Source organism: Amycolatopsis sp. NPDC003861 (assembly GCF_053605405.1).
In genome coordinates this window covers 1-14,896 of record NZ_JBSGJD010000237.1, presented here as the reverse complement: position 1 = coordinate 14,896, position 14,896 = coordinate 1, and the positions used below count along the sequence as shown (strand labels likewise).

Here is a 14,896-nt window from a genome sequence, read left to right as displayed (position 1 = left end):
GTAACGCGGGTTAGAACCCGCGTTACCACTCACGACAACCCAGCCACCTGCCCAAAGGGGAATTGCTACTTGACTGCGCCCATCGACAAGCCGCGGACCAGGTGGTTCTGCGCGATCCACCCCACGATCATCACCGGCAGCGAGGCCAGCAGCGCCGCCGCCGACAGCTGGGCCCAGTACAGGCCCTCGCTGGTGATGAACCCGACCAGGAACACCGGGACCGTGCCCGCCCGCGCCGCCGTCAGGTTGACCGCGTAGAAGAACTCCGTCCAGGAGAAGATCACGCAGATCAGCGCGGTCGCCGCGATGCCCGGTGCCACCACCGGCATGATGATCTTGCGTAGCAGGGTCGGCAGGTTGGCGCCGTCGATGCGGCCCGCCTCGATCATTTCGTGCGGCACCTCGAGGAAGAACGACCGCATCATCCAGATGGCCAGCGGCAGGTTCATCGACGTGTACAGGATGACCAGCGCCCACACCGTGTCGAGCAGCTCGGTGTTCTGCGAGATCACGTACAGCGGGATGATCGCCGCCACGATCGGCAGCATCTTCGTCGAGAGGAAGAAGCCGAGCGCGTTCGACGTGCCCTTCACCGGCGCCAGCGACAGCGCGTACGCCGCCGGGACGCCGAGGAGGAGCACCAGCAGCGTCGAGAGGATCGTGACGAACGCCGAGTTGGACAGGTACGGCAGGAAGCCGCCGCTCAGGACGTTGCCGAGCTGCTCGAACGTCGGCGTGAAGAACAGCTTCGGCGGGTCGGTGTAGGCGTCCGCCTCCTGCTTGAACGCCGTCAGGATCATCCACAGCAGGGGGAAGACGAACAGGATCGCGATCACCCAGGTCGCGACGGTCAGCGACCCCTTGCCGTACGCCCGTTTGCGGGGAGCCACGGTCGTCATTTGATCCCTCCGCTCACCGAGAACGTGCGGAACATCAGGCGCAGCGCGAAGGTCGCGACGATCATCGTCAGGATGACCACGACCACGCCCATCGCCGAGGACTGGCCGACGTCGAAGCCCTCGAACGCGCGCTGGTAGATGTAGTACGGCAGGTTGGTGCTGGCCGTGCCCGGGCCGCCCTGGGTCATCAGGAAGATCGCGTCGAAGCTGTTCACGATGTAGATCGCGCCCAGCAGGGTGGCCAGCTGCAGGAACCGGGACAGGTGCGGCAGCGTGATGGAGACGAACGTCCGCCACCGGCCCGCACCGTCCACATTGGCCGCTTCGAGCACGTCCTTGGCCTGGCTCTGCAGGCCCGCCAGGATGAGCAGCATCATGAACGGCGTCCACTGCCACACGATCTGGGCCATCACCGAAGCGAGCGGGAACTCCGAAAGCCAGTCGACGTCGGTGCCGAAGACGAAGTGCAGCAGCCCGTAGGTCGGGTCGAACATCGTCGTCTTCCACAGCAGCGCGCCGGCCGCCGGCAGGATGAGGAACGGCGTGATCAGCAGCGTCCGCACGACGCCGCGGCCGAGGAACTTCCGGTCGAGCAGGATGGCCAGGCCGAGCCCGAGCAGCAGCGCGACGAACACGCAAACCACGGTCAGCAGCACCGTGTTGAGCAGCGCGACCAGGAACGTCGTGTCGCTGAAGACGTCGACGTAGTTCTGCAGGCCGACGAAGTGCCGCGAGCCGGGCCGGACCAGGTTCCACGACTGGAACGAGTAGAACACGGTGAGCAGGAACGGCAGCTGCGTCACCGCGATGACGAAGATCAGCGCGGGCAGCAGCGGCAGCCGCCGCTTGGCCGCGGTGCTCAGGCCGCGTTTCTCCTCGACCTTCGCCTGCGAGGTGGAGGTGGGGGTGGATACGGAGAGCGTGGACATCACTGCACCGCCTTGTAGGAGTCACCCACGGTTTGCGCGTAGTCCTGGGACTGCTTCAGCGCGTCTTCGACGGATTCGCGGCCGGCGATCGCGGCCGACAGCTGCTGGCTCACCCGGGTGCCCAGGTCCTGGAACTCGGGGATGCCGACGAACTGGATGCCGGGGTAGGGCACCGGGTTCGCCATGACCTTCTGCTGGTTCGCGTCCGCGATGCCGTCGAGCGTCGGCTTCGCGTAGGCCTTCGCCGCGTCGGCGTACTCGGGGATCGCGTACGTCGACTGGCGGACGCCCGGCGGGACGCGGTTCCAGCCGTAGGTCGCCCCGACCTTCTGCACGTACGCCTTGTCGGTCATCCAGGCCATGAACTTCCAGGCCGCGTCCTTGTCCTTGGCGACCTTCGGGATCCCGAGCGCCCAGGTGTAGAGCCAGCCGCTGGCTTGGGTCTTGACCACCGGCGCGGGCGCGTAGCCGGACTTGCCGACGATCTTGCTGCTGGACGGGTCCTCGTTGGTGCCCGCCATGACCGTGGCGTCGTACCACATCGCCGCGTTGCCCTGCGTGTAGCGCGTGCCGCACTCGGAGAACCCGGCGCTGGAGGCGCCGACTTCGCCGTGCTCGCGGATCAGGTTGACGTAGAAGTTCGCGGCTTGGGTGAACTCCGGCGAGGTCAGCTTGGCGTTCCAGTCCTTGTCGAACCACTGGGCGCCGAAGGTGTTCGCCACGGTCGTGAACGGCGCGAGGCTCTCGCCCCAGCCGGGCTTGCCGCGCAGGCAGATGCCCGCGACGCCGTTGGCCTTGTCGTCGAGCTTCGCCGCGAAGTCCGCGATCTGCGGCCACGTCGGCTTGGCCGGCATGGTGAGCCCGGCCTTCTCGAAGAGGTCCTTGCGGTAGGCCAGGAACGACGACTCGCCGTAGAACGGCACCGCGTACATCTGGTTCTCGTACGACAGCGACGTCTTGATGCTGGGGATGAAGTCGCTTTCGTCGTAGCCCGGGGTCGCGGCCATGTGCGGCTCGAGGTTTTCGAGCCAGCCGTTGGCCGCCCACTGCGGGGCCTCGTAGTTGCTGATCATCACGACGTCGAACTCGCCGCCCTCGGTGGCGGTCGACGCGGTGATCTTCGCGCGGGCCTGGTTTTCCGGCAGGGACACGAACTTCAGCCCGATCCCGGTGGCCTTCTCGAACTCCGGCGCGAGCGCGATGGCGTCCTTCATCTGCGGGTTGGACACGATGGCGATGACGAGCGTGCTGGTGCCGGTGCCGAGCGAGCCGGCGCCCGCGCAGCCCGTGACCAGCAGCGACGTCGCCGCGAAGAGGGTGAGGAGCTTACGCACGGCCACCTCCGGGGAGGACTTGCACCTTGAGGCCCGCGCCGCTGCGCATCTTGGCCAGCGCCTCGGGGTACTGCTCCAGCGGCAGGGTGTCGGTCAGCAGCGCGTCGGTGTCGATCGCGCCGGACGCGACGAGGTCGAGGGCGGCGCCGAAGCTGTGCAGCACGGCCATCGAGCCGACGACGGTGATCTCGTCGTTGTAGATGCGGAACGGCGAAAGCGCGACGCGGGCTTCGGCCGGGGCGACACCGAAGACGAGCAGCCGTCCTCCGCGCCGGATCGCGTCGAAGGCGGCTTCGATGGCGGGCGCGGCGCCGGTGCAGTCGACGGCGACGTCGAACTTCTCGCCGTTGAGGTCTTTTGTATCGGCAGCGGTGGCGACGGCGCCGAGGCTCTTCGCGCGCGGCAGCCGGGCTTCGTTGCGGTCGACCACCGTGACCTGCGCGCCGGAGCGCTGCAGCAGCTGCTGCATGATCAGGCCCATGGTCCCGGCGCCGACGACGAGAAACCGTTCGCCGGCCTCGACACCGACGCGGCGGACGCCGTGCACGGCACAGGAAACGGGCTCGACCAGCGCGCCCTGTTCCCAGGTCATCGCGTCCGGCATGCGGTAGCAGGTGGACGACGGGACGGCGACGTACTCGGCGAAAGCGCCGTTGACGGTGTCGCCGGTGGCGCCCCAGTTCGCGCAGAGGTTGCCGTGGCCGGCGCGGCACGGGCCGCAGTAGCCGCAGAACAGCGACGGGTCGACGGCCACCCGGTCGCCGACCTTCCACTCGCCCGGCACGTCCGCGCCGAGCTCGACGATCTCCCCGGCGAACTCGTGGCCGGGGACGATGGGGTACGGGGTGGGCGGGAAGTGCCCGTCCGCGATGTGCAGGTCGGTGCCGCAGATGCCGCACGCTCCGACCTTGACGACGACCTGACGTTCCCCGGGTTTCGGATCGGGCACCTCGCCGACCCTGATCTCACCGGGCCGGTCGACGATGGCGGCACGCATGCCTTACCCCTTCCTCGCCGCTCATATGAGCAACATTGACCTATCGCGTCGAGAACATGTGAAGGCATTACAGGTCTGACGTCGGTATTACGTCAACCTTTCGGCTGGATTTCGCGCTATTATGCTCAGATGAGCGCTTCTCGGAAGAGCGCGTCGCTCACCGAAGCAATGCTGCTGGCCACCGTCGCCCGGCGCTTCTACGTGCAGGGACGCTCCAAGCTGGAGATCGCGGGCGAGTTCGGCGTCAGCCGGTTCAAGGTGGCGCGGATGCTCGACACGGCCATGGAGTCCGGCCTGGTCAGGGTGGAATTCGCGCTGCCGGTGCCGGTGGACCTGGCGCTGTCGGACGAGGTGCGCTCGGCGTACGGCCTGGAGCGGGCGCTGGTGCTCGAACGCTCAACCGAGCGCGAGCCGAAGGAGGTCGTCCGGGCGAAAATCGGCGCACTGGCGGCGCGGCTGCTGGAGGACATCGCGGTCCCGTCGGACGTCATCGGGCTGTCGTGGGCCCGGTCGGTGAACGCGATGGCGGAGGCGGTCCGGTCGCTGCCCAGGTGCCCGATCGTCCAGCTGTGCGGGGTGCAGGCCGGGATGGACATGCGCGGCCGTTCGGTGGAGACGGTCAGCCGCGTGACGTCGGTGTCCGGCGGCGACGCGTACCCGATCTTCGGGCCGCTGGTGCTGCCGGACCGGCGCACGACGGAGACGTTGCGGCGCCAGCCGGGGATCGCCGAGACGTTCGGCCAGTTCCGTCTTTTGACGAAAGCCGTGGTCAGCATCGGTGCGTGGCAGCCGGGCGAGTCGACGGTGTACGACGCGCTGGACGAGGCCGAGCGAGCGGCGATCGCGGCCCGCGGCGCGACGGCGGAGGTCGCGGCCCGGCTGTTCGACGCATCGGGAAACGCTCTGTCGACCGGTCTGGCCCACCACGTGCTGGCGATCAGCCACGAGGAACTGATGGCGGTCCCGGAGGTGATCGCGCTGGGGTACAGCCGGCCGAAAGCCGCGGCGGTGGACGCGGTCCTGCGATCCGGCATGGTCTCGACGCTGATCACCGACGCCGCCGCGGCGGTGCCGTTGCTGGCGCTGGCGGCGAAGAACCCGCCGCGCTGATACTCCCCCGGGGGTAGCGCGGCACCGGATCCGTACCCCGCCGGGCGCAGGCGCTGGTGTCCCGCGTCCGGGGCGAAATCCGGGTCGCGCCCGATGTGCCCGCGCCCGGGGTTCGCGAGCCTGGAGGCCGTGAAGACTTCTCCTCGTTGGCGCCAGTCCGTCGTCTGGCTGCACGTCGTTTCGTCGGTCGCCTGGATGAGCCAGGCCCTCGCCCTCGTCGTGCTGACGGCGTCGGGCGTCCCGACGATGGCCGAACGCCTCGACTCCGTCCTGCTCGCCCCGATGGCCAACGTCTCGGCGTTCACCGGCCTCCTGCTCGCCGGCGCGACGGCGTGGGGCTACTTCCGGTACTGGTGGGTGCTGACGAAGTTCGCTCTGACGCTGATCCAGCTCTACGCCGGGATCTTCCTGCTGTCCCCCGCCCTCCGGGAGTCGGCGGACACCGGCACCGTCGCGTGGCCGCAGATCGCCGGAGCGTCGCTGATGGCGAGCGCCCTGGCGTTCCAGGCCTGGTTGTCCGTCGCGAAGCCGGGCCGCAAGACGCCGTGGTCACCGGCCGCGAAGCCGCTGACCGCACCGACCTGGGTCTTCGTGACGGGCATCGGCGCGCCGGCCGTCGACGTGGCCGCCGGAATCACCCTCGGCTACCCGCTCCCCGCCCTGGAACTGATCATGCTGATCGTTCTGCTCGCCTTCGAGCGGCGACGACGTCATCGCCGTGCTCGGCGGCCCAGCGCCCGAAGCCCTCGATCGGCTCCAGCAGCGTCTCGCCCAACGGCGTGAGGGCGTACGCGCCTTCGCGCCGCTCGACGAGCCCGTCGGACTCCAGCCGCCGCACGGTTTCCGTGAGCACCTTCGCGCTGATACCGCCGATGGTGCGCCGCAGGTCGACGTGCCGCCGCGGGCCGTCGTGCAACGCCCACAGCACCACCGGGTTCCACGTGTTGGCGACCAGATCGAAGGCAAGCCGCGTGCGGCAATCCGCGAGGAAGTCCATGGTTACCGTTCGGTTCCTTCCCGGGCTCCTACCGTCGTGCTGGTACCAGCCAAGCACAAGGAGGACGCATGCGGATCGGGATCTTCGGCACGGGCGGGATGGCGGACGCGCTCGGCACGCAGTGGGCACGCGCGGGCCACGACCTGATGGTGAGCGGCCGTTCGGACCCGGACTCCCTGGCCGGGCGGCTCGGCGCCGCCACCGGAACCTGGCGCGAGACGGCCGCCTTCGCCGACGTGCTGCTCCTGGCCGTCCCCGCCGGCGCGATCGGCGACGTGCTCGCCGAGGTGGGCTCGCTCGCCGGGAAGGTCCTGGTCGACTGCACCAACGACCCCTGCTTGACGGGCACCCCGGTGGCGTCGCGGATCGCCACGGATGCCCACGTCGTGAAGGCGTTCAACCTGGCCCACGTCGACATCTGGCGGATGACCCCGCCGGTGTTCGGCGGCCGTCCGCTGTCGGTCCCGTTGTGCGGCGACGACCCGGCGGCGCTGGAAGCGGCGAGCACGCTGGTCCGGGACATCGGCGCGCACCCGGTCCCCGCGGGCGGCCTCGACCGCGCGGCCCTGCTCGAAGCGACCGCGGCGTTCGTCATCGGGCTGTGGTTCGCCGGAGAGGACGCGCAGGCGATCCTGACCCCGGTGGGGACCCGGACGGGCTGAGCCTCAGAGGCCGTACTCGATGGCGGTGGCGTTCGTGCCGTCCAGCAGGGCGTACTCCACCATCGATGCGGCCGACGCGGCCGGGGCGACGGCCACGACGACCGCGGCGGCGAAGAAGATCCCGGCCAGCACGCGCCTGAAGTTCCCCATGGTCCCCTCCCGGGTCGCGAAGCCTCCACGCTAACCCGAAACCACGCCGCCGGACTGCGCCGTTGGGCGCAACCCGGTCAGTGCGCGCCCACCTCGGTCACCCGGACCACCGCCATCCCGGCCTCGTCCGACGCCGCCAGGTCGACTTCGGCGCTGATGCCCCAGTCGTGGTCGCCCGCCGGGTCGTCGAAGATCTGGCGGACCTTCCAGACGTCCGGCTGCTGCTCGATCATCAGCAGCTGCGGGCCGCGCGCGTCCGGGCCGGTGCCGAGCGTCTCGTACTCCTCGAAGTAGTCCTCGATCGCTTCCTGCCACGCGTCCGCGTCCCAGCCCGAAGCCGCGTCCAGCTCCCCCAACGGGAACCACGCGCGCCGCGCGAACAGCTCGACCCGGCGGAACAGCTCGTTGCGGACCAGGACGCGGAAGGCACGCTCGTTGCGGGTGACGGCCGGCGGTTCGGCGGGCGGCCGCGTCGACACCGGGCCTTCTTCCGACGGGTGCCGCAGCGCTTCCCACTCGTCGAGGAGGCTCGAGTCGACCTGGCGGACGAGCTCGCCGAGCCACTCGATGAGGTCCTGCAGCGGCTCGGTCTTGGCCTCGTCCGGGACCGTGTGGCGCAGCGCGTCGTAGACGTCGGCGAGGTAGCGCAGCACCAGGCCTTCGGATCGGGCGAGCTGGTAGAAGCCGATGTACTCGACGAAGTTCATCGCGCGCTCGTACATGTCCCGCACGACCGACTTGGGCGACAGCTCGTAGTCGTCGACCCACGGGTGGCCCTGCCGGTAGCTGTGGAACGCGCCCTGCAGCAGCTCTTCGAGGGGCTTCGGGTACGTGACGTTCTCGAGCAGCTCCATCCGCTCGTCGTACTCGATGCCCTCGGCCTTCATGGCGTTCACGGCCTCGCCGCGCGCCTTGAACTGCTGCTGCGACAGCACCGGCCGCGGATTGTCCACAGTGGATTCCACAACGGACACGACGTCGAGCGCGTAACTCGGCGACTCCAGGTCGAACAGCTCGATCGCGGCCAGCGCGAACGGCGAAAGCGGCTGGTTGAGCGCGAAGTCGAACTGCAGGTCGACGGTGAGCCGGATGATCCGGCCCTGATCGTCCGGTTCGGACAGTCGCTCGACCACGCCCGCGGCGAGCAGCGCGCGGTAGATCGCGATGGCGCGCAGGATGAGCTTGCGCTGGGACGCGCGGTCCTCGTGGTTGTCCTCGAGGAGGTGCCGCATCGAGTCGAAGGCGTTGCCCGGCCGGGAGATCACGTTCAGCAGCATCGAGTGCGTGACCTTGAAGCTGGACGTCAGCGGCTCGGGGTCGGCGGCGATGAGCCGGTCGAACGTGCTCTCGGTCCAGTTGACGAACCCCTCCGGCGCCTTCTTCCGGACGATCTTCTTTTTCTTCTTCGGGTCGTCGCCCGCCTTCTCGAGGGCCTTGGCGTTCTCGACGACGTGGTCGGGCGCCTGGACGACGACGTAGCCGTCGGTGTCGTAGCCCGCGCGCCCGGCCCGGCCGGCGATCTGGTGGAACTCGCGCGCCTTGAGGTGGCGCTGGCGGACGCCGTCGTACTTGGTGAGCGCGGAGAACACGACCGTCCGGATCGGCACGTTGATGCCGACGCCGAGCGTGTCGGTCCCGCAGATCACCTTGAGCAGCCCGGACTGGGCGAGGGTCTCGACCAATCGGCGGTACTTGGGCAGCATGCCGGCGTGGTGGACGCCGATGCCGTGGCGGACCAGCCGCGAGAGCGTCTTGCCGAAGCCGGCGGCGAACCGGAAGTCGCCGATCAGCTCGGCGATGGCCTCCTTCTCGGCCTTCGACGTCACGTTGATGCTCATCAGCGTCTGCGCCCGCTCGATGGCCGCGGCCTGCGAAAAGTGCACGACGTAGACGGGCGCCTGACCGCCGTTGAGCAGCTCGGACATGGTCTCGTGCAGCGGCGTCAGGGCGTACCGGAAGGTCAGCGGGACCGGGCGCTGCGCCGACGTGACCACCGCCGTCGGGCGCCCGGTGCGGCGGGTGAGGTCCTTTTCGAAGAAGGAGACGTCGCCCAGGGTCGCCGACATCAGGACGAACTGGGCGTTCGGGAGCTCCAGCAGCGGCACCTGCCAGGCCCAGCCGCGGTCGGGCTCGGAGTAGAAGTGGAACTCGTCGGCCACGACCTGCCCGACGGGGGCGCCGGCCCCGAACCGCAACGCGATGTTCGCCAGGATTTCGGCCGTGCAGCAGATGATCGGGGCGTCCGGGTTGACGCTGGAGTCGCCGGTCATCATGCCGACGTTGTCGGCGCCGAAGATGTCGATGAGCTGGAAGAACTTCTCCGAGACGAGGGCCTTGATGGGCGCGGTGTAGTAGCTGCGGCGGCCCTGGGCGAGCGCGGTGAAGTGCGCGCCGACGGCGACGAGGCTCTTCCCGGAGCCGGTCGGCGTGGAGAGGATGACGTTCGATCCGGAGACGACCTCCATCACCGCCTCCTCCTGCGCCGGGTACAGCTCGATACCCCGTTCGGCCGTCCAGGTCGTGAACGCTTCGAAGAGGGCGTCGGGGTCGGGATCCGCAGGCAGGAGGTCGGTGAGAGTCATCAGGCGTCCATCGTGCCATCCGCTCGTCGCAAAGTCGGCAGGGGCGATCGCATCGCGACCGGTAAACCCGTAGGCTTCGCGGTACCGCGCGTCGACTGGGTGATACTTCCCATCACGCGCGCACACGGGCGGTACTCCGGAGGGCTTAGGAATGGCACAGGACATCATCCCGATCGAACTCGGCCTGCCGCAGGGCGACGTCGTCACCCTGTGGGCGCCGCGCTGGCGGGAAGACGGCGAGGAGTGGGAAGCGTTCCTCGGCGACGAGGACGACCTGTACGCCTTCGCCGACGCAGCGCACCTGGCCGCGTTCGTGCGCACGTCCGAGCGGCACGACCTGCTGGACCACCCGGCGTGGGACGCGGTGCCGTCGCTGAACGTGCCGGAGCTGATCCCGGACGAGGACCACACGTACGACCTCGTCGGCGTCCCGGAGCTGGTCGCCGAGGAGCCGGACGTCTGGCACATCGCGGAGCTGGCGGAGATCGTCGGCATCGTGCGGTCGCTCGCCGACGTCTGCGACCTCGAGGAGGTCCACGAGATCCTCGACTCGACCGAGGGCTTCTCGCTGCTCGACCAGGGCACGCTGCCGTTCACCGGGAGCGTCGGCGTCCAGGTGTGGAACGACCTGTCCGAGACGGTGTCGCAGAAGTGGGACACCGTGCTCGACGCAATCGACGGCCTGGTGACCCAGCCGGAGGTCGACGAGAAGGTGCTGGAGCAGACGGCCGAGGAGCTGGCGGCGTTCCACGAGGAGTCCGCGGAGGCCGAAGCCGGCGCCGAGGGTGAAGAGGACCTCGAGGCGATCTCGGACGACTCCGATTCGGAAGAAGAAGAGGAAGAGGGCCCGGTCGGCTTCTGGGCCGAGGTCGGCATCGACCCGATCAAGATCATCACGTCCGGCGCGGAGTACTACACGCTGCGCTGCTACCTCGACGACACCCCGGTGTTCCTGGGCAGCGAGGGCGAGATCGACGTGTTCACGTCGCCGGGCGCGCTGGCCCGCGCCCTGGCGGACGGCAAGGACCTGGCCGACACGGACCTCGCGGACGTGTCCACGTGGGACGAAGTCCTGGCGAAGGCCACGGCGGGCGAGCTCGAGATCGAGGTCGACACCGAGAACACGTACGTCCTGACGGGCCTGGACGCGGACATCGCGGAGGGCCCGGAGGCGATCGACCCGACCCAGCTGGAGCTGGCGGTCGAGCTGATCACGGACGCGGCGGACTGGGCGGGCGACGACTCGGCCGAGACGGCCCTGGCGGGCAACGAAAGCCTGGGCTGGCTGGTGTCCTTCGTGCTCCGCCCGGACCCGACCCGCCTCGAGCCGTCGGCCCCGTTCGACGCCGAGCAGAGCGCGTGGCGCAAGCTGGTCGAAACTTTCGAGAACCGCCTGACGGTCGCTTGATCCCTGGTTCCACGAAGGCCGCCTCCCGTACTCGGGGAGGCGGCCTTCGCCGTTACGGCGACGGGTGTTCGGCGCGGACCGGGACCACCAGGACCGCCAGGGCCGGGAAGATCGCCGCCACGCAGAAGGCGAGGGCGTACCTGCTGTCGCCGATCACCAGGCCCAGGAGGGGTGGGGTGAGGGAGGCCGCGATGTTCTGGCCCGTGTTCTGCGTTCCCATCGCGCGGCCGGACCACGCCAGGCCCGCCAGCTCCGCCGAGGCCGTGAAGCCGAGGCCGTTGTCCGCCACCGTGATGATTCCCGCCAGCGCCAGGGCCAGCAGCACCAGCCACGGCCAAGAAGCGTCCCCGAGAGCGACCAGCAGCATCACGAAACAGCTCAGCACCGCAAGCACCCGCATCGGGCGGAGGCGGCTCCCGACCCGGTCCGACCACCAGCCCGACCCCAGCCGGCCCAACGCTCCCAGGACCTGGACCGCCGCCAGGTACCAGCCCGCCGACAGCGCGCTCCAGTGCTGGACCGCCACCAGGTACACCGGCGCGAACGCCGACACCGCGAACTGCGGCACCACCAGCAACGCGCTCGCCCCGTGCACCCGCCACAGCGCCGCGTGCCGGTACGGCGACGGCGGCTTCTCCCCCGAAGCCGGGCGGGGCGGACGCGGTGGGTCCGTCACCAGCCAGGCCACCAGCAGCGCCACCAGGATCGCCAGCCCGGCCGGCAGCAGGATCGCCGCCCGGAAGCCGTAGTGCGCGGCCAGCGGCGGCAGGCCCAGCGCCGCCACGCCCACGCCCAACGGCTGGGCCGTCTGGCGGATCCCCATCGCCACGCCCCGCTCGGACTTGGCGAACCAGCCCATCACGACGCGACCGCTCGCCGCGTTCACCGAAGCCGTACAGGCACCGGCCGCCAAAAACACCCCAAAGAGGAGCCCGACCGGGTGACTTCCTACCCCGGCGTACACGAGGAGTAATCCCGAGATGCCCAGGCCGAGGGCCATGATGAGACGCTCTCCGTAACGGTCCGCAGCCGCGCCCCACACGATCAGGGTGAACAGCAACCCGATGCTCGGCGCCGCGACGACCGTTCCCGCCTCGGCCAGCGTCAGCCCTTCGGCGGCCCGCATCGCCGGGACCAGGAACGGGAGGCCGTAGAGGAACGAGCAGCTCGCGGTCTGCGCGGCGAGGCCGAGCGCGAGGATGAGCCAACGCCGTGGATTCGCGTGCAGTTGACCGCTCTCGACCTGCGCCATCTTCGTCACCGTCTCAAATAATGAGAAGTTGTTCCTACATAGTGAACGATAGTTGGCACAGCTAAGGACCGCAAGCAGGTTGCGGTCCGAAGCGGGGGAGGTCAGGCGAGCGCGGCGTACCCGGGCTTGATGACGTCGTCGATCAGCGCGAGCCGCGCGTCGAAATCGATGAACGCGGATTTCATCGCGTTGATGGTGAACCAGCGGAAGTCGTCGATACCATAGCCGAACACCTCGTGCAGCGCGGCGAATTCGCTGGTCATCGTGCATCCGCTCATCAGCCGGTTGTCCGTGTTCACGGTCACCCGGAAGCGCAGCTTCGCGAGCAGCCCGATGGGGTGCTCGGCGATCGAGCGGACCGTGCCTGTTTGGATGTTCGACGTCGGGCAGATCTCCAGGGGGATGCGGCGGTCGCGGACGTACGCGGCCAACCGTCCAAGGTGGACCGTGCCGTCGGCGTCGGTCTTGATGTCCTCGGCGATGCGCACGCCGTGCCCGAGCCGCTCGGCGCCGCAGTGCTGAATCGCTTCCCAAATGGACGGCAAACCGAAGGCTTCGCCCGCGTGAATGGTGAAATGCGCATTGTTCTGACGCAGGTATTCGAATGCGTCGAGATTGCGGGTGGGCGGGAATCCGTCCTCGGGGCCGGCGATGTCGAACCCGGCGACGCCGGCGTCGCGGTAGCGGACGGCCAGGTTCGCGATCTCGAGCGCCCGGGCGTGCTGGCGCATCGCGCAGAGCAACGTCCCGACGCGGATGCTGCCGCCGTTCGCGGCCACTCGCCGGGTGCCCTCCGTGAACCCCGCTTGAACGGCCTCGACCACCGCATCGAGTGACAGACCGCGTTCGACGAACAACTCCGGTGCGTAGCGCACCTCGGCGTAGACGACGCCGTCCGCGGCCAGGTCCTCGACCGCCTCCGCGGCGACCCTGACCAGCGATTCCTCCGTTTGCATCACCCCGCAGGTGTGCGCGAAGGTCTCGAGGTAGGACACGAGTGAGCCGGAGTCGGCCTCACGGCGGAACCAGCTGCCCAGCTCGGCGGGGTCCGTGGTGGGCAGACCGGCATAACGGGTCGCGTCGGCGAGCTCGGCGACGGTGGCCGGGCGCAGGCCGCCGTCGAGGTGGTCGTGCAGCAGCACCTTGGGTGCGCGGCGGAGTGTCTCGGTGGGCAGAACAGGGCTTTCGTCAGGCATCCCCCAACGGTAACCTCGTTGTCATTCCCCTACATGGCCGTAACTCTCAGGTTCGGGTTCACCCTCAGCATCGACGATCATGTGACGAATCGGCCATCCGGGGGCGGCCTCCGCAATAGCCACTTCACGGGGGCCATACGGACAGCAATTTTTGCAATCGATAAGCTTCGTGGCACGTCCCTCCATTTCCCCGCCGACGAAGGACACACAGCAGTGACCACTGACAACCACATTGCCGCCCCGTCCTTCGACCGGATGCGCAACATGCTGGTGCGCGCGGCCGAAGTGCGTGAGAGCGAGCAGCAGCAGATCTTCGACGCGCTCGACGACATCTACGCCCGCCTCGCGCCGGTGGACTCGCTGGGCGCGGTCCGCAAGCGGCTGTCCGAGATGCCCGACCGCACCGAGGTCAGCGTCCTGGCCGAGCGCCTCGACGAGACGATGTCGCGCCTCGAGGCCCAGGACAACGCGATCGCCGCGCTGACCCGGGCCGTCGAGAGCATCGTCGACAAGCTCGCCAAGCCCTTCGCCCAGCTCGACGGCCGCCTCGACGGCGTCGCCGCGCGCTTCGAGGGTGTCGCGGGCCGGATGGACGGCCTCGAGGACAAGCTCCAGAACATCCACCGCCGGCTCGACGAGCTGGGCGGCCACCTCGACAAGCAGGACGCGAAGCTCGAGTCGCTGCCGCAGTCGGTGCACGGCCCGGTCCGCGAGCGGATCGAGCAGGCCGAGTCGTCGCTGCGCGAGCGCGTCGACACCGTGGACCACGAGCTGCGCGGCAAGGTCGACGAGCTGAGCCGCGTCACGCAGGAGCGCGTCGGGGAGCTGGGCCGCACGACGCACGAGCGGATCGACGCCAACACCGAGGCGCTCAAGGTCGCGCTGACCGAGACCGGCGAGATGATCGACGCGTCCGACCGGCTGGAGAACCTGGGCAACCGGCTCGAAACGGTCACCACCCGCCTCGACGACCTGGCCTCCCGCCTCGACAAGGTCGAGGACGGCTTCCTCTCCGGCATCGGCGACCTCGACGGCGCGCTCAAGGCCGGCCTGTCGAAGGTCGAGGGCACGCTGTCGAAGCAGCCGGACACCGACTCGGTCGACACGCTGGTCCGCAAGAGCAACGACGAGAGCGTCCGCCGCATCGGCGGCCAGCTCGACGAGGCGATGGCGACGTTCGCGGAGCTGATGCTCGGCGGCGGCCCGGCGGTGCAGCAGATCGCCCCGCCCCCGCCGGCCCCGCGCCAGCCGCGCCGCAGCTCCCGCAACGGCCGCGCCCCCAAGCCGGCCGACGCCAAGGCCAAGACGGGCGAAGGCGCGGAAGAAGCCTCCGAGTAAGGCCCACGCGTGAAGAAGGCCCCCGCCGGGATCCGGCGGGGG

At 69.4% G+C, this 14,896-nt stretch carries 14 protein-coding genes; 5 read left to right on the top strand and 9 right to left on the bottom strand.

The features are described 5' to 3' along the window. Positions 1-65: 65 nt before the first annotated feature. Genes ACWEVN_RS38675 through ACWEVN_RS38660 form a run of 4 tightly spaced genes read right to left on the bottom strand, consistent with a single transcriptional unit; the run spans position 66 to position 4,159 of the window. Positions 66-899 carry a carbohydrate ABC transporter permease gene (locus ACWEVN_RS38675; protein ID WP_452054579.1) on the bottom strand — a complete coding sequence of 278 codons (834 nt, stop codon included), beginning with the start codon at positions 897-899 and terminating at the stop codon, positions 66-68. Next, the gene (locus tag ACWEVN_RS38670) at positions 896-1,828 is read right to left on the bottom strand and encodes a carbohydrate ABC transporter permease (protein ID WP_449687362.1); all 933 of its coding nucleotides are present in this window, start codon (positions 1,826-1,828) and stop codon (positions 896-898) included. Before ACWEVN_RS38670 ends, ACWEVN_RS38675 begins: the two co-directional genes overlap by 4 nt. Beyond that, a complete protein-coding gene (locus ACWEVN_RS38665) occupies positions 1,828-3,168 on the bottom strand; it encodes an ABC transporter substrate-binding protein (RefSeq protein WP_452054578.1) in 1,341 nt (446 codons plus the stop codon). The genes ACWEVN_RS38670 and ACWEVN_RS38665 overlap by 1 nt, the downstream gene beginning before the upstream one ends. Next, positions 3,155-4,159 carry a zinc-dependent alcohol dehydrogenase family protein gene (locus ACWEVN_RS38660; RefSeq protein ID WP_310971089.1) on the bottom strand — a complete coding sequence of 335 codons (1,005 nt, stop codon included), beginning with the start codon at positions 4,157-4,159 and terminating at the stop codon, positions 3,155-3,157. Before ACWEVN_RS38660 ends, ACWEVN_RS38665 begins: the two co-directional genes overlap by 14 nt. Positions 4,160-4,288: 129 nt before the next feature. On the opposite strand from ACWEVN_RS38660, the gene ACWEVN_RS38655 reads away from it, so the two are divergent. Next, on the top strand, positions 4,289-5,269 hold the full coding sequence (locus ACWEVN_RS38655) for a sugar-binding transcriptional regulator (RefSeq protein WP_449687359.1): 981 nt from the start codon (positions 4,289-4,291) through the stop codon (positions 5,267-5,269). Positions 5,270-5,398: 129 nt separating this feature from the next. Next, on the top strand, positions 5,399-6,052 hold the full coding sequence (locus ACWEVN_RS38650) for a hypothetical protein (RefSeq protein ID WP_452054577.1): 654 nt from the start codon (positions 5,399-5,401) through the stop codon (positions 6,050-6,052). On the opposite strand, the gene ACWEVN_RS38645 is transcribed toward ACWEVN_RS38650, so the two are convergent. Further along, positions 5,940-6,266 (bottom strand): winged helix-turn-helix transcriptional regulator, encoded by a 327-nt coding sequence (locus ACWEVN_RS38645; RefSeq protein WP_452054576.1) that lies wholly within the window; start codon positions 6,264-6,266, stop codon positions 5,940-5,942. The genes ACWEVN_RS38650 and ACWEVN_RS38645 overlap by 113 nt on opposite strands. A 68-nt stretch (positions 6,267-6,334) precedes the next feature. Here ACWEVN_RS38645 and ACWEVN_RS38640 point away from each other — a divergent pair, with 68 nt between their 5' ends. Beyond that, positions 6,335-6,928 (top strand): NADPH-dependent F420 reductase, encoded by a 594-nt coding sequence (locus ACWEVN_RS38640; RefSeq protein ID WP_452054575.1) that lies wholly within the window; start codon positions 6,335-6,337, stop codon positions 6,926-6,928. 3 nt (positions 6,929-6,931) lie between these two features. Here ACWEVN_RS38640 and ACWEVN_RS38635 read toward each other — a convergent pair whose 3' ends face one another. Together ACWEVN_RS38635 and ACWEVN_RS38630 are read right to left on the bottom strand one after the other, a co-directional pair. Next, positions 6,932-7,078 (bottom strand): hypothetical protein, encoded by a 147-nt coding sequence (locus ACWEVN_RS38635; RefSeq protein ID WP_452054574.1) that lies wholly within the window; start codon positions 7,076-7,078, stop codon positions 6,932-6,934. A gap of 77 nt (positions 7,079-7,155) precedes the next feature. Continuing rightward, positions 7,156-9,660 (bottom strand): DEAD/DEAH box helicase, encoded by a 2,505-nt coding sequence (locus tag ACWEVN_RS38630; protein WP_452054573.1) that lies wholly within the window; start codon positions 9,658-9,660, stop codon positions 7,156-7,158. Positions 9,661-9,811: 151 nt separating this feature from the next. Here ACWEVN_RS38630 and ACWEVN_RS38625 point away from each other — a divergent pair, with 151 nt between their 5' ends. Further along, positions 9,812-11,068 (top strand): primosomal protein, encoded by a 1,257-nt coding sequence (locus ACWEVN_RS38625; protein ID WP_449687353.1) that lies wholly within the window; start codon positions 9,812-9,814, stop codon positions 11,066-11,068. A gap of 52 nt (positions 11,069-11,120) precedes the next feature. Here the strand turns inward: ACWEVN_RS38625 and ACWEVN_RS38620 are convergent, their stop codons facing one another. Both ACWEVN_RS38620 and ACWEVN_RS38615 read right to left on the bottom strand, forming a co-directional pair. Then, positions 11,121-12,320 carry an MFS transporter gene (locus ACWEVN_RS38620; RefSeq protein WP_449687352.1) on the bottom strand — a complete coding sequence of 400 codons (1,200 nt, stop codon included), beginning with the start codon at positions 12,318-12,320 and terminating at the stop codon, positions 11,121-11,123. A 101-nt stretch (positions 12,321-12,421) separates the two neighbouring features. Beyond that, on the bottom strand, positions 12,422-13,516 hold the full coding sequence (locus ACWEVN_RS38615; protein WP_452054572.1) for an adenosine deaminase: 1,095 nt from the start codon (positions 13,514-13,516) through the stop codon (positions 12,422-12,424). Between the two features lie 213 nt (positions 13,517-13,729). Between ACWEVN_RS38615 and ACWEVN_RS38610 the strand changes: the two genes are divergently transcribed. Beyond that, positions 13,730-14,854 carry a PA containing protein gene (locus ACWEVN_RS38610; RefSeq protein ID WP_310971098.1) on the top strand — a complete coding sequence of 375 codons (1,125 nt, stop codon included), beginning with the start codon at positions 13,730-13,732 and terminating at the stop codon, positions 14,852-14,854. The last annotated feature ends 42 nt before the right edge of the window (positions 14,855-14,896 follow it).

Bases quoted from the DNA above. Each gene is read 5' to 3' on its own strand.
- ACWEVN_RS38640 (WP_452054575.1), top strand. From the start codon at position 6,335: ATGCGGATCGGGATCTTCGGCACGGGCGGGATGGCGGACGCGCTCGGC.
- ACWEVN_RS38635 (WP_452054574.1), bottom strand. From the start codon at position 7,078: ATGGGGAACTTCAGGCGCGTGCTGGCCGGGATCTTCTTCGCCGCCGCG.
- ACWEVN_RS38630 (WP_452054573.1), bottom strand. From the start codon at position 9,660: ATGACTCTCACCGACCTCCTGCCTGCGGATCCCGACCCCGACGCCCTC.
- ACWEVN_RS38670 (WP_449687362.1), bottom strand. From the start codon at position 1,828: ATGTCCACGCTCTCCGTATCCACCCCCACCTCCACCTCGCAGGCGAAG.
- ACWEVN_RS38675 (WP_452054579.1), bottom strand. From the start codon at position 899: ATGACGACCGTGGCTCCCCGCAAACGGGCGTACGGCAAGGGGTCGCTG.
- ACWEVN_RS38615 (WP_452054572.1), bottom strand. From the start codon at position 13,516: ATGCCTGACGAAAGCCCTGTTCTGCCCACCGAGACACTCCGCCGCGCA.
- ACWEVN_RS38660 (WP_310971089.1), bottom strand. From the start codon at position 4,159: ATGCGTGCCGCCATCGTCGACCGGCCCGGTGAGATCAGGGTCGGCGAG.
- ACWEVN_RS38620 (WP_449687352.1), bottom strand. From the start codon at position 12,320: ATGGCGCAGGTCGAGAGCGGTCAACTGCACGCGAATCCACGGCGTTGG.
- ACWEVN_RS38625 (WP_449687353.1), top strand. From the start codon at position 9,812: ATGGCACAGGACATCATCCCGATCGAACTCGGCCTGCCGCAGGGCGAC.
- ACWEVN_RS38645 (WP_452054576.1), bottom strand. From the start codon at position 6,266: ATGGACTTCCTCGCGGATTGCCGCACGCGGCTTGCCTTCGATCTGGTC.
- ACWEVN_RS38655 (WP_449687359.1), top strand. From the start codon at position 4,289: ATGAGCGCTTCTCGGAAGAGCGCGTCGCTCACCGAAGCAATGCTGCTG.